General features: G+C 64.7%; 13 protein-coding genes and 2 tRNA genes. 10 read left to right on the top strand and 5 right to left on the bottom strand.

What is annotated here, in order from left to right; genetic code table 11:
• Window positions 1–293: 293 nt before the first annotated feature.
• The 4 genes from LK539_RS21480 (at window position 294) to LK539_RS21465 (ending at window position 3,647) form a co-directional block, all read left to right on the top strand.
• A complete protein-coding gene (locus tag LK539_RS21480) occupies window positions 294–1,946 on the top strand; it encodes an isovaleryl-CoA dehydrogenase (RefSeq protein ID WP_227803098.1) in 1,653 nt (550 codons plus the stop codon).
• Between the two features lie 128 nt (window positions 1,947–2,074).
• Window positions 2,075–2,725, top strand: a complete 651-nt coding sequence (upp, locus tag LK539_RS21475) for a uracil phosphoribosyltransferase (protein ID WP_227803097.1) — start codon at window positions 2,075–2,077, stop codon at window positions 2,723–2,725.
• Window positions 2,726–2,744: 19 nt separating this feature from the next.
• Complete coding sequence (locus tag LK539_RS21470; protein ID WP_227803096.1) at window positions 2,745–3,110, top strand: Hpt domain-containing protein; 366 nt, start codon at window positions 2,745–2,747, stop codon at window positions 3,108–3,110.
• Between the two features lie 333 nt (window positions 3,111–3,443).
• Window positions 3,444–3,647, top strand: coding sequence for a cold-shock protein (locus tag LK539_RS21465; protein WP_227803095.1), 204 nt, complete (start codon window positions 3,444–3,446; stop codon window positions 3,645–3,647).
• 72 nt (window positions 3,648–3,719) lie between these two features.
• Here LK539_RS21465 and LK539_RS21460 read toward each other — a convergent pair whose 3' ends face one another.
• Window positions 3,720–4,622, bottom strand: a complete 903-nt coding sequence (locus LK539_RS21460; RefSeq protein WP_227803094.1) for a LysR family transcriptional regulator — start codon at window positions 4,620–4,622, stop codon at window positions 3,720–3,722.
• Between the two features lie 155 nt (window positions 4,623–4,777).
• Between LK539_RS21460 and aceB the strand changes: the two genes are divergently transcribed.
• Window positions 4,778–6,370, top strand: a complete 1,593-nt coding sequence (gene aceB / locus LK539_RS21455; RefSeq protein WP_227803093.1) for a malate synthase A — start codon at window positions 4,778–4,780, stop codon at window positions 6,368–6,370.
• A gap of 40 nt (window positions 6,371–6,410) precedes the next feature.
• Here aceB and gloB read toward each other — a convergent pair whose 3' ends face one another.
• Window positions 6,411–7,211: a hydroxyacylglutathione hydrolase gene (gloB, locus tag LK539_RS21450; RefSeq protein WP_227803188.1), complete on the bottom strand. Its 801-nt coding sequence runs from the start codon at window positions 7,209–7,211 to the stop codon at window positions 6,411–6,413.
• A gap of 28 nt (window positions 7,212–7,239) precedes the next feature.
• Between gloB and LK539_RS21445 the strand changes: the two genes are divergently transcribed.
• The 4 genes from LK539_RS21445 (at window position 7,240) to LK539_RS21430 (ending at window position 9,377) form a co-directional block, all read left to right on the top strand.
• Window positions 7,240–8,013 carry a class I SAM-dependent methyltransferase gene (locus LK539_RS21445; RefSeq protein WP_227803092.1) on the top strand — a complete coding sequence of 258 codons (774 nt, stop codon included), beginning with the start codon at window positions 7,240–7,242 and terminating at the stop codon, window positions 8,011–8,013.
• Complete coding sequence (rnhA, locus tag LK539_RS21440) at window positions 8,010–8,468, top strand: ribonuclease HI (RefSeq protein WP_227803091.1); 459 nt, start codon at window positions 8,010–8,012, stop codon at window positions 8,466–8,468. The genes LK539_RS21445 and rnhA overlap by 4 nt, the downstream gene beginning before the upstream one ends.
• 88 nt (window positions 8,469–8,556) lie before the next feature.
• Window positions 8,557–9,276, top strand: a complete 720-nt coding sequence (gene dnaQ / locus LK539_RS21435; RefSeq protein WP_227803090.1) for a DNA polymerase III subunit epsilon — start codon at window positions 8,557–8,559, stop codon at window positions 9,274–9,276.
• 26 nt (window positions 9,277–9,302) lie between these two features.
• A tRNA-Val gene (locus tag LK539_RS21430) sits at window positions 9,303–9,377 on the top strand.
• 43 nt (window positions 9,378–9,420) lie between these two features.
• On the opposite strand, the gene LK539_RS21425 is transcribed toward LK539_RS21430, so the two are convergent.
• Complete coding sequence (locus LK539_RS21425) at window positions 9,421–10,029, bottom strand: methyltransferase domain-containing protein (protein ID WP_227803089.1); 609 nt, start codon at window positions 10,027–10,029, stop codon at window positions 9,421–9,423.
• Between the two features lie 77 nt (window positions 10,030–10,106).
• On the opposite strand from LK539_RS21425, the gene LK539_RS21420 reads away from it, so the two are divergent.
• Window positions 10,107–10,181, top strand: a tRNA-Val gene (locus LK539_RS21420).
• 60 nt (window positions 10,182–10,241) lie between these two features.
• Here the strand turns inward: LK539_RS21420 and LK539_RS21415 are convergent.
• Both LK539_RS21415 and htpX read right to left on the bottom strand, forming a co-directional pair.
• Window positions 10,242–11,267: an AI-2E family transporter gene (locus LK539_RS21415; protein WP_227803088.1), complete on the bottom strand. Its 1,026-nt coding sequence runs from the start codon at window positions 11,265–11,267 to the stop codon at window positions 10,242–10,244.
• A gap of 37 nt (window positions 11,268–11,304) precedes the next feature.
• Window positions 11,305–12,174 carry a protease HtpX gene (htpX, locus tag LK539_RS21410; protein WP_227803087.1) on the bottom strand — a complete coding sequence of 290 codons (870 nt, stop codon included), beginning with the start codon at window positions 12,172–12,174 and terminating at the stop codon, window positions 11,305–11,307.
• Window positions 12,175–12,324: the final 150 nt, after the last annotated feature.

Raw genomic sequence — 12,324 nt, 5'->3', positions numbered from 1 at the left:
GACGCGCTGACAGGCCACGTGTAAACCATGCAAGTCTACCAAACCGAGGGTCAATGTAGCACTGAAAGATTCTGAAAGGCATTAAAAATGACAAGCGCCGATCAACTTTGCGCTGGCTCAGCGGCTTGCCCCGCTGCCTTCTTTGCGCTAGCGTCTTGTTGCCTCGACAAGCAGGACGTATGCAGGTATTGTCGCCGATTCTTTATAGTTAGCAAATTCTCGGCCTCACATTGGCCCTGGAATGCTCTTGGAATGATGCTTGGTTGCAACACCCAACCGCGAGAGACACGACAATGAATCCCTTCGATACCCATGAAGTGCTCAACCAGGCCGCCCCCTTCGCAGACGTGAACCTGTTCCGGTGTGACCCGGCACTTCGGGAGGCGGTCGAACGCGAGGGCGCCGGCTGGGCCGGTGCGGAACTCGATGCGCTCGGTGCTGAGCTGGGACGCGCCGAGATCCTCGACCTGGCGCGGGTGGCCAATGCCAACGGGCCGCGCCTGGTGAGTTACGACCGCAGCGGCAGGCGCGTGGATGAAGTCGAATTCCACCCGGCCTGGCACCAGCTGATGTCCCTGCTGGTGGGCGCCGGCGCCCACGCCGCGCCCTGGCGCGCGCCGCGGCCGGGTGCGCAGGTGGCGCGTGCGGCCCAGTACCTGTTGTTCGGCCAGGTGGAAAACGGCGTGCAGTGTCCGGTGACGATGACCTTCGCTTCGGTGCCGGCGCTGCGCCGCGCGCCCGCGCTGGCGGAGCAGTGGCTGCCGAAGATCCTCTCGAACGAGTACGACCCGCGCTCGCTGCCGGTGTCGCACAAGCGCGGCGCCCTGGTCGGTATGGGCATGACGGAAAAGCAGGGCGGCAGCGACGTGCGTGCCAATACCACGCGCGCCGAACCGATTCTCGGCGGCGAAGGCGCCTGGCGCATCGTCGGCCACAAATGGTTCTTCTCGGTGCCGCAGGCCGATGCGCACCTGATCCTGGCCCAGACCGACGCAGGTGGCAGCGCCGGACTTTCCTGCTTCTTCGTGCCGCGTTACCTCCCCGACGGCAGCCGCAACGCGATCCGCGTGCAGCGCCTGAAGGACAAGCTGGGCAACCGCTCGAACGCCTCGTCCGAAGTCGAATTCCACGGCGCCCACGGCTGGATGATCGGCGCCCCGGGCCGCGGCATTCCGACCATCCTCGAAATGGGCGGCTACACCCGGCTCGACTGCGTGCTGGGCAGCGCCGGCATCATGCGCGCGGCCCTGTGCCATGCGCTGCACCACGCGCGCGGGCGCAATGTGTTCGGGCGCGTGCTCAGCGAGCAGCCCCTGATGCAGAACGTGCTGGCCGACCTCGCGCTCGAATCCGAGGCGGCCACCGCGTTTGCGCTGCGCCTGGCGCGCTGCTTCGACCAGCCGGACGATCCGGCCGAGGCCCTGCTGGGCCGCATCCTGACCGCGGCCGGCAAGTACTGGATCTGCAAGCGCGGCCCGGCCTTCGGCGCCGAGGCGATGGAAGTCATGGGCGGCAACGGCTATGTCGAGGACGGACCGCTGGCGCGCATCTACCGCGAACTCCCGGTGAATTCGATCTGGGAGGGGTCCGGCAACGTGATGTGCCTGGACCTGCTGCGCGCCCTCGGCAAGTCGCTGCCGGAGGCAGGCGCGGCGCTGGCCGCGGAACTGATGCCGGCGGCCGGACTCGACCCGCGCTTCGCCGCCTGTGCCGAAGCCTTGCTGGACGAGCTGCCGGCGCTGGTGCAGGACGAGGGCGGGGCGCGCCGCCTGGCCGAGCGCCTGGTGCTGGCGGTGCAGGGCGCGCTGCTGCTGCGCCATGCGCCGGGCTACGTGGCGGACGCTTTCGTCGCCTCGCGCGTCGCGCGCGAACCGGGCGGCGCCTTCGGCCGGCTGCCGGCCGGCACCGACTGCGCGGCGATCCTGGCGCGCGCCCTGGTGACCTGAGTACGAAGGGCAAAGCGTGCCCGCGGGCCGATTCTTGTCGAAATGTGCATAAAAAGAAGGGACAAACGGGCGCGCGGCTGGGATAATGCCGGTTGATGCTTCACACCCCATCCCGTTTGACATACACCATGAAACAAGATCCGCGCTTTCCCAACCTCTTCATCCTGAACCACCCGCTCATCCAGCACAAGCTGTCGCACATGCGCGAGCACGACACCTCGACGCGCACTTTCCGCGAGCTGCTGCGGGAAATCACGCTCTTGATGGGGTATGAGATCACGCGCGACCTGCCGCTCACCACCCGGACGGTGCAGACCCCGCTGGTGACCATCGAGGCGCCGGTCATCGCCGGCAAGAAGCTGGCCATCGTGCCGATCCTGCGTGCCGGCATCGGCATGAGCGACGGCCTGCTGGAACTGGTGCCCTCGGCGCGCGTCGGCCACATCGGCGTGTTCCGCGATCCGGACACCCACGAGCCGGTCGAATACCTGGTGCGCCTGCCGGACACCAACGAGCGCACCTTCATCCTGTGCGATCCGATGGTCGCGACCGGCAATTCGGCCGTGCATGCCGTCGACGTGCTGAAGAAGCGCGGCGTCTCCAGCGACCAGATCCTGTTCCTGGCCCTGGTGGCCGCGCCGGAAGGCATCGAGGTGTTCCACAAGGCGCACCCGGACGTGAAGGTGTATGTCGCCTCGCTCGACTCGCACCTGAACGAAGACGCCTACATCGTGCCGGGCCTGGGCGATGCGGGCGACCGCATCTTCGGCACCAAATAAGCCCGAGGGGACGGCGACCATGCACGGGGCGGACCAGCAGTTCTTCTCGCGCCTGGCGTCGGCGAACGCCAACTTCGCCGATAAACTGCCTGCCGTGCTCGAGCGCCTCGGGCTGCTGGCCGCCGGGCTCGATCCGGCGGCGCCGGCAGCAAGCGCGGCCGAGCTGCAGGCGATGCTGCACACCCTGGCCGGCTCCGCCGCCACCTTCGGCTACCGCGGCCTCGGCCAGCACGCCCGCGCGCTCGAACAGCGCCTGCGGGTGCTGACCGCCTTCGAACAGGTTGCTGCCAGCGACTGGTCGGCCTGGGTCGGCGAACTGGCGCAGTTCGTGGCGGCGGCGCAGCACAATCCGCGTGGCCTGGCCGACATCCCCAAAGGCGCCTAAGCCCGTTTTGCGCTGGGGATAATGCGCGTGCGCAATAAGTCACTGCTGAATCGTTTGATCCGGCGCAAATTTCCATCCACTCGTTGGCCTATAGTTTTTCGTGTGCCGATTCAAAAACGCCCCCATAAAAGTTGAACATAGGAATTTTTATGGGAATTGTTGCGGTTACGCGCTTATTTATTTTGCGAAGTGCGTGTCGCACCGATTTTATTCGGTATAATGCGGGATCGTTGGGTTGTAGGTAGTAGTGCAGTCTGTCTGTCATTCCTTTCTTGCTTCTTCAAACGATCTTAAACGGGCGTAAGCCCAACTTAACTGAAATAGGAAATTGTAATGGCAACTGGCATCGTTAAATGGTTCAATGACTCGAAGGGTTTCGGCTTCATCACCCCTGATGAAGGCGGCGAAGATCTGTTCGCTCACTTCTCGGCTATCCAGACCAACGGCTTCAAATCGCTGCAAGAGAACCAGCGCGTGTCGTTCGACGTGACCACTGGCCCGAAGGGCAAGCAGGCCGCGAACATCCAGCCGCTGTAATCGCTCTCCAGCGATAGTAAAAAATCCCCGGATCGCCGGGGATTTTTTTTGCCCGTCGGATCCGCTACACCGTCAAATCTGCCAGTAATTCGGCTGAGAATAGTTTCGGCGCAAGAAATCGACGAAAGCGCGGATGCGCAAGGGCAGGTGCTGGCGCTGGGCGAATACCGCGTAGATGTCATTCCCCGGCGCCGCGAATTCGTCGAGCACCGTGCACAATTCGCCAGATGCGATCTGGCTTCCGACTTCCCACATCGAGCGCCAGGCCAGGCCCTTGCCGGCCAGCGCCCAGGCGTGCAGTACGGCGCCGTCGTTGCACTCCATGTTGCCGCCCACTTTCAGCGTGACCGGCTTGCCCGCATCGAGAAAGGTCCAGCCGCGCTGGCTGCCTTCGCTGCTGATCGCCAGGCAGTTGTGCCTGGCCAGGTCGGCCAGCACGCGCGGCCTGCCGTGGCGCTTGAGGTAGGCGGGCGTGCCCACGACCACGCGGTGATTGTCCGCCAGCTTGGTGCCGACCAGGCTGGAATCGGTCAGGCTGGCGATGCGAATCGCCACGTCCACGCCTTCGCCGACGACGTCGACCAGGCGGTCGGTGAGGTTCAGGTTGACCGTCACATCGCGGTGCTCGGCGAGGAAAGAGGGCAGCAGGGGCGCGACGTGCTGGCGTCCGAAGCCGGCCGGGGCCGAGACGAACAGGTGTCCGCTGGCATGGGCGCTGCGCTCGCTCGCCGCAGCTTCGGCTTCTTCCAGTTCGCTGAGGATGCGCTGGCAATCCTCCAGGAAGGCGGCGCCCTCGTCGGTCAGCACCAGGCGGCGCGTGGTCCGCTGCAGGAGCTTGACCCCGAGCCGTGCCTCCAGGGCGTCGAGGCGGCGGCCGATCATGGCCGGTGCGATGCCCTCGGCGCGCGCCGCCGCCGACAGGCTGCCGCGCGCTACCACTTCCACGAAGGTCGAGATCTGCCTGAACTTGTCCATGTGCGCTTCCCCATTTGATACAAAAACGCACAGATGTAGTGAGAAAATGTATCGTTTAGCTATCTGTAAGTGAATATACTTGATGCTATGACAAACGCCAAGGCTGCCGTCCAGGCCTGGCGCGCACCGGTTTTCTATTTACAGGAGCAAGCGCAATGACCATCGCCATCCCCGCCGGCATGCAGATCACGGCCGACATCAAGCCCGGTTACGAACGGATCCTCACGCCTGAGGCACTCGAGCTGGTCGCGAAGCTGAGCCGCGCCTTCGAGCCGCGCCGCCATCAGCTGCTTGGCGCCCGCGCCGAGCGTGCGCGTCGCCTCGACGCCGGCGAGCGCCCGGACTTCCTGCCGGAGACGGCTCACATCCGCGAAGGCGACTGGAAGGTCGCGCCGATCCCGCAGGCGCTCGAATGCCGCCGCGTCGAGATCACCGGCCCGGTCGAGCGCAAGATGGTCATCAACGCGCTGAACTCGGGCGCGGACAGCTACATGACCGACTTCGAAGATTCGAACACGCCCAACTGGGACAACCAGATCACGGGCCAGATCAACATGTTCGACGCCGTGCGCCGCACGATTTCGCTCGAACAGAAGGGCAAGACCTATAAGCTGAACGACAAGGTCGCCACCCTGGTCGTGCGTCCGCGCGGCTGGCACCTGGATGAAAAACACGTGCTGGTGGACGGCAAGCGCGTCTCCGGCGGCATCTTCGACTTTGCGCTGTTTATGTTCCACAATGCCAAGGAACAGCTGGCGCGCGGCGCCGGTCCGTATTTCTACCTGCCGAAGATGGAATCGCACCTGGAAGCGCGGCTGTGGAACGACATCTTCGTCATGACCCAGGAAGAGCTCGGCCTCCCGCGCGGCACCATCAAGGCCACCGTGCTGATCGAGACCATCCTGGCCGCCTTCGAGATGGACGAGATCCTGTACGAGCTGCGCGAGCACAGCGCAGGTCTGAATGCGGGCCGCTGGGACTACATTTTCTCGTGCATCAAGAAGTTCAAGCTGGACAAGGACTTCTGCCTGGCCGACCGCGCCAAGGTGACCATGACGGCGCCCTTCATGCGTGCCTACGCGCTGCTGCTGCTCAAGACCTGCCACAAGCGCGGTGCGCCCGCGATCGGCGGCATGTCGGCGCTGATCCCGATCAAGAACGATCCGGCCAAGAACGACGTGGCGATGGGCGGCGTACGCAATGACAAGGCGCGCGATGCGACCGACGGCTATGACGGCGGCTGGGTGGCGCACCCGGGCCTGGTGGAACTGGCGATGACGGAATTCGTCAAGGTGCTGGGTGAGCGCCCCAACCAGATCGACAAGCAGCGTCCGGACGTGAACGTCACGGCAGCCGAACTGCTCGACTTCAAGCCGGAAACGCCGATCACGGAAGAGGGCCTGCGCTACAACATCAACGTCGGCATCCACTACCTGGGCGCCTGGCTCGCCGGTAATGGCTGCGTGCCGATCCACAACCTGATGGAAGACGCCGCGACGGCCGAGATCAGCCGCTCGCAGGTGTGGCAATGGATCCGTACGCCGAAAGGCGTGCTGGAAGATGGCCGCAAGGTCACGGCCGACATGGTGCGTGCGATGATTCCGGAAGAACTGGCCAAGGTGAAAGCCGTCGTTGCGCCGAACGAGGACAGCCCGAGCTATACGCGCGCGGCCGAGATCTTCGAACAGATGTCGACTTCGGATACGTTTGCGGAGTTTCTGACCTTGCCGCTGTACGAAGAAATCTGATGTGCCATGACCGGGCGGCCCTGCCGTCCGGTCAACACGATCAAAACACGTTCTTCCACTCGCGGAGCGCCGCGAACGCTTCGACCGGCGATGCCCCGGGCTTCAAACGGCCCGCATCCACCAGGCTCTGCACGATCCCCGGCTCGGTAGCGCGCAGAAAGGGATTCGTCCCACGCTCCAGCCCAATCGTCGACGGCACCGTCGGCAAGCGCGTGCCGCGCTTCTCGCTCGCGTCCTTCATGCGCAAGGCCAGTCCCTGGTTATCGGGCTCGACGGCCTGTGCAAAGCGCAGGTTCGACACCGTATATTCGTGCGCGCAGTAGACCAGCGTATCGTCCGGCAGCGCCGCCAGCTTGGCGAGCGAGTCCATCATCTGGCTTGGTGTGCCTTCGAACAGGCGGCCGCAGCCGCCGGCAAACAGGGTATCGCCGCAGAACAGCCAGTGCGCACCTGGGCTGCGCCGTACATAGGCAATGTGTCCCAGGGTATGGCCCGGCACGTCAAGCACGTCGAGTTCCAGGTCGAGCCCGGGAAGCGTGATGCGATCGCCTTCGCCCAGCGGGTGCGTGATGCCGTCGATGCCGTCATTGCGCGGCCCAAACACAGGCACATTTGCTTGCGCCAGCAGGGACGGCACACCGCCGATATGGTCAGCATGGTGATGGGTGAGTAAAATGGCAGTCAGGGACAGCCCGTGCTGGGTCAGCGCGTCGCGGATCGGACCGGCATCACCCGGGTCCACCACCGCGGCATGCGCGCCGTCATGGATCACCCACAGGTAGTTGTCGTTAAATGCAGGAACAGTCAGGACCGACAGGTCGCGATGTGGCTGGCTCGTCATGGTCAATACGGAAGGCTCAAGGGGTGGCATGGATAGCGCGGCTTCGGAAAAATCCATTATAGCGCTCGACCGCTGGCTGCAATCGCCGGCGGGCGCCTACGTGCGCGCCTTCGAGCAGGCCTGCCTCGACGAGCTCACCGTCGATATCTTCGGCTTCAATGCGCTGCAGATCGGCGTGCCGCAACTCGATGCGCTGGCGGCCAGCCGCATGCCCAACAAGTGGCAGGCCGCGATCCGCAGCTCGACCGCCGACGAACTCGCCTTTGCCGCGGGCGGCCAGCAGATCGCGGTGGCGCTCGATTTCGAAGAGCTGCCCTTCGCCTCGCACAGCATCGACCTGGTGGTGCTGCCGCACGTGCTCGAGTTCGCCGCCGAGCCGCACCAGGTCTTGCGCGAAGTCGAACGCGTGCTGATCCCGGAAGGGCAGGTGATCATCTGCGGCTTCAACCCGGCCAGCCTGTGGGGCATGCGCCAGGGCGTGGGCAAGGTCACGCGCAACGGCTACCTGCCGGCTTCCGGCGAGTTCATCTCTATGCCGCGCCTCAAGGACTGGTTAAAATTGCTGAATCTCGGCGTGAGCCGCAGCCACTTCGGCTGCTATGCGCCGCCGTGCCGGACAGCCCACTGGCTGAGCCGGTTCTCGATGATGGAGTCGGCCGGCCGGCGCTGGTGGCCCTACCTGGGCGCCGTGTACGTGGTCCACGCCATCAAGCGGGTCAAGGGCATGCACATCATCGGACCTGCATGGAACAAGAAAACGAGCAAGCGTCCGCAGGCAGTGCCGGCGGCGAACAGAGAATGAGCGAAACCAACAACAACGCGACCAAGGTCGAGATCTTCACCGACGGCGCCTGCAAGGGCAATCCGGGCACGGGCGGCTGGGGCGCACTCCTGGTCTCGGGTGGCCACGAAAAGGAAATCTTCGGCGGCGAGCCGAACACCACCAACAACCGCATGGAGCTGCGCGCCGTGATCGAGGCGCTGGGCGTACTCAATCGGCCATGCCAAGTGGTCCTGCACACTGACAGCCAGTACGTGCAGAAGGGGATCTCGGAATGGATCCACGGCTGGAAGGCGCGCGGCTGGAAGACCTCGACCAGGGAGCCCGTGAAGAACGACGACCTGTGGAAGGCGCTCGACCTCGCGCAGCAGCAGCACGCGGTCGAATGGCGCTGGGTACGCGGCCACAACGGTCATCCGGGCAACGAGCGGGCCGACGTGCTGGCCAACCGCGGCGCGGCATCCGTCAAGCGTTAATTTGACAACAGCGCGTCCGGCGGGCATCCCGGCCGCGATCCTGCTGCGCTATACTTCGCCTCGCTCCAACTCATCAGTAAGACATTCCATGCGCCAGATCGTCCTCGATACCGAAACCACCGGCCTGAATCCCCGCACGGGCGACCGCATCATCGAAGTCGGCTGCGTCGAGATCTTCAACCGCAAGCTGACCGGGAATAACTTCCACCGTTATATCAACCCGGAACGCGACTCGGACGAAGCGGCGCTGGCGGTGCACGGCCTGACGACCGAATTCCTGAGCGACAAACCGAAGTTCCATGAGATCGTCGAGGAGCTGCGCGAATTCGTGCAGGGCGCCGAAGTTATCATCCACAACGCGCCCTTCGACCTGGGCTTCCTGAACCACGAATTCCAGCGCCTCGGCCTGCCGCCGTTCACGCAGTATTGCAGCGGCGTGATCGACACGCTGGTCCAGGCCAAGGAACTCCATCCGGGCAAGCGCAATTCGCTGGATGCGCTGTGCGACCGCTACGAGATCTCCAACGCCCACCGCAAGCTGCACGGCGCACTGCTCGACTCGGAACTGCTGGCGGACGTGTACCTGGCGATGACGCGCGGCCAGAACTCGCTGACCATGGATGTCGCGGTCGAAGCCAGCGCCGGCGGCGAACTGGGCGATGCCGGTCCGCTGGGCGAGATCATCGTGCTCGCGCCCAGCAGCGACGAGCTCGCCGCGCACAACGAGGTGCTGGTGGGCCTGGACAAGAATGTGAAGGGCAGCTGCGTCTGGCGGAATTATTCGCCTTTGCAGGTGACGGCTGAGTGATCCTGTGGCATAATACGCCTCGCTTCGGGAGGTTAGCTCAGGGGTAGAGCACTGCATTCACACTGCAGGGGTCGCAAGTTCGAAACTTGCACTTCCCACCAGATTCAAAAAAGAACGCTGTCCGCGCAGGTGGACAGCGTTTTTTTATTGCTGCGCCGCGTACCATTTGAGGTCGGGTGTGATGGTCCACGCATACAAGGTCTTGCGGCCCACCCGCACGATCTCTTCGGGTGGCCACTGTCCACCCATGTGAAAGTCGTGCGACACCACCCGGCTGCCCGCGCGCAGCTGGCGCCACAGCTGCGGCATCAGTTTCAGGTTCACTTCGAACAGCAGGTAGAGCATGACGACCGTGGCGGGACTCAGGTCGGTTTCGAACAGGTCGGCCTGACGAAACTGCACCAGTTCTTCCACGCCTGCGCGGCGCGCGTTCTCGCGTGCTTCGCGGATGCGCTCGGGATCGAGGTCGATGCCGACACCCCGTACACCGTAGCGCCGCGCCGCTTCGATCACGATGCGGCCGTCGCCGCAGCCCAGGTCGTACACCACGTCGCCGCGCTTGATGCGGCCCAGCGCCAGCATGCGCCGCACCAGTTCTGGCGGGGTGGGTACATAAGGCACTTTCGGCAGCGGGACCGCACCGGTGCGCCGGGGCAGGAGTAGCGCGGCGCCGGCGAGAAAGGCTGCGCAGCGCGCTAGGGTGCGCCGCTTTGGCAAGAGGATCGCGGCGTCGGTCATATCAGCGTTATTCACTGGAACACTCCAAGCTAGCTGGTCATTGCGGTTTCATATTGATGAAACTCAAGGGATAGTGCATAATACGCGCACTCGGGAGGTTAGCTCAGGGGTAGAGCACTGCATTCACACTGCAGGGGTCGCAAGTTCGAAACTTGCACTTCCCACCAGAATACAAAAAAGGCCCGCAGCGACAAACGCTGCGGGCCTTTTGCTTTGTGCCGTGCGCCTTAGGACGCAGTCTGGTTCGCGCGCAGCCAGCTGAACAGCACCGCCATCATGAAGGGGCCAACGAACAGGCCGATCACGCCCAGCGTCGACACGCCCCCGAGCAGGCCGAACAGCACTGCCAGGAAGGGCAGGTTGACGCGATGCCCGATCAGTTTCGGGCGGATGAACTTGTCGACCATGAACAGCTCCACGGCGCCCCAGGTGAACAGGCCGAGCGCCGCGCCCGCATTGCCCTGGCCGAGTAGCAGGAGGGAGACCATGGTGAAGGACAGCGGCGCGCCGCCCGGGATCAGGGCCAGGTAGCCGGTGATCACGCCGAGCAGGGCCGGGGCCGGTGCGCCGGCGACGTAGTAGGCGATGCCGAGCACGACCCCTTCGAGCACCGCGATCGAGCACAGGCCGAGCGCGGTGCCGCGCACCGACAGCGGCAGGATGCGGCGCAGGTTGGGGTAATGATCGGGCAGCAGGCGCACTCCCGCGCCGTCGACGTAGCGCACCACGGCCGGCCCGTGCAGGTAGAGGATGAACAGGGTCAGCAGCGTGAGGAACAGGTACAGCGCGTTGGCGAGGATCACCGAACCCCAGAAGCGCGCCGCGCCGGTCAGGTGCGGCATGACGTCGCCCAGCGTGGTCTGGATCAGCGCGTTCAGGCCGCCCGGCACCGCCAGGTGCTCGTTCCACCACGCGAGGATGCGCTCGGCCACCAGCGGGATGCCCTGCAGCCAGCTGGGCGCCGGCAGGCCGACCTTGTTGAGTTCGAACAGCAGGCGCTGGATGCCGACCAGCTCGTTGCCGAGCGCCTTGATCAACAGCAGCGAGGGACCGACGAAGCAGAGGATCAGCAGTCCGAGCAGGATGCTGGCGCTGGCCATGCGCGGCAGGCCGCGCGCCTGCAGGCGTTGGTGCAGCGGCCAGGTGATGACCGCCAGCAGGCCGGCCCAGGCCAGCGAGCCGAGGAAGTGCTGCAGCAGCAGCGCCAGTCCGATCGCGAACAGCGTCGGCAGCACGAGTGTCGAGTAGCGCATCCTGGCCCGGGTCTCCTTTATTCTTTGTTCTTGTTGATCAGGCGCGCTGGAGCGCGGCGACGCGATCCTCGCACGACGGGTGGCTGCTGAACAGCGACAGCACGCCGCCGCCGGCGATGCCCGACGCCGCCATGTTCTTCGGCAGCGCGCCCTGCGCCAGGCCGCCCAGGCGCTGCAGGGCCGCGATCATCGGACGCGGGCTGCCCATGATGCTGGCGGCGCCGCGGTCGGCGCGGTATTCGCGCTGGCGCGAGAACCAGGCCACGATGATGCTGGCCAGGATGCCGAACAGGATATCGCAAACGATGGCCGTGATGGTGTAAGCGATGCCGGGGCCGGTGTTTTCCTCGTCCTTGCGCAGGAAACTGTCGACCGCGTAGGCGACCACGCGCGCCAGGAAGATCACGAAGGTGTTCACCACGCCCTGGATCAGGGTCAGGGTCACCATGTCGCCGTTGGCGATGTGGGCGACTTCGTGCGCCAGCACCGCTTCGACTTCTTCCTGGGTCATCGAGGCCAGGAGGCCCGTGGACACCGCCACCAGCGAAGCGTTCTTCGAGGCGCCGGTCGCGAAGGCATTCGGCTCGCCCTCATACACCGCGACTTCCGGCATGGCGATGCCGGCGCGCTGGGCCTGTGCGGCCACGGTCGACAGCAGCCAGGCTTCGGTGGCGTTGGCCGGCTGCGCGATCACGCGCGCGCCCGTCGACCACTTGGCCATCGGCTTGGAGATCAGGAGCGAGATGAAGGCGCCGCCGAAGCCCATCAGGCCTGCGAAGACGAGCAGGGCGCCGAGATTCAGGCCATTGGCAGTGAGGAAGCGGTTGACGCCGAGCAGGCTGGCCGAGATGCCCAGCACCAGCATGATGGCGAAGTTGGTCGCGATGAGAAGGACAATGCGTTTCATGGTTCCGGTGTGCGTTGATCGATAGCGGCAGGCGGCTTCCTGAGCCGCGCTGCTCATGCATAAGGATAAGGCACCCGGATACCCCGGGAAAAGCGAAGAATACAGAACTATTACTTCATAAAAACAGAAGTAGTGCAGAGTGAGGCACTA

Origin of the sequence: Massilia sp. IC2-476 (assembly GCF_020707295.1) — a bacterium.
Lineage (GTDB): Bacteria > Pseudomonadota > Gammaproteobacteria > Burkholderiales > Burkholderiaceae_D > Telluria.
The sequence above is the reverse complement of the archived record's forward strand: the minus strand, read 5'-3'. Positions and strand labels throughout refer to the sequence as shown.

What these genes read in the sequence shown, in the direction of transcription:
- LK539_RS21470 (WP_227803096.1), top strand. Translation starts at nt 2,745, where the DNA reads ATGCACGGGGCGGACCAGCAGTTCTTCTCGCGCCTGGCGTCGGCGAAC.
- LK539_RS21445 (WP_227803092.1), top strand. Translation starts at nt 7,240, where the DNA reads ATGGATAGCGCGGCTTCGGAAAAATCCATTATAGCGCTCGACCGCTGG.
- LK539_RS21415 (WP_227803088.1), bottom strand. Translation starts at nt 11,267, where the DNA reads ATGCGCTACTCGACACTCGTGCTGCCGACGCTGTTCGCGATCGGACTG.
- LK539_RS21465 (WP_227803095.1), top strand. Translation starts at nt 3,444, where the DNA reads ATGGCAACTGGCATCGTTAAATGGTTCAATGACTCGAAGGGTTTCGGC.
- dnaQ (WP_227803090.1), top strand. Translation starts at nt 8,557, where the DNA reads ATGCGCCAGATCGTCCTCGATACCGAAACCACCGGCCTGAATCCCCGC.
- LK539_RS21460 (WP_227803094.1), bottom strand. Translation starts at nt 4,622, where the DNA reads ATGGACAAGTTCAGGCAGATCTCGACCTTCGTGGAAGTGGTAGCGCGC.
- rnhA (WP_227803091.1), top strand. Translation starts at nt 8,010, where the DNA reads ATGAGCGAAACCAACAACAACGCGACCAAGGTCGAGATCTTCACCGAC.
- htpX (WP_227803087.1), bottom strand. Translation starts at nt 12,174, where the DNA reads ATGAAACGCATTGTCCTTCTCATCGCGACCAACTTCGCCATCATGCTG.
- aceB (WP_227803093.1), top strand. Translation starts at nt 4,778, where the DNA reads ATGACCATCGCCATCCCCGCCGGCATGCAGATCACGGCCGACATCAAG.
- gloB (WP_227803188.1), bottom strand. Translation starts at nt 7,211, where the DNA reads ATGACGAGCCAGCCACATCGCGACCTGTCGGTCCTGACTGTTCCTGCA.
- LK539_RS21480 (WP_227803098.1), top strand. Translation starts at nt 294, where the DNA reads ATGAATCCCTTCGATACCCATGAAGTGCTCAACCAGGCCGCCCCCTTC.
- upp (WP_227803097.1), top strand. Translation starts at nt 2,075, where the DNA reads ATGAAACAAGATCCGCGCTTTCCCAACCTCTTCATCCTGAACCACCCG.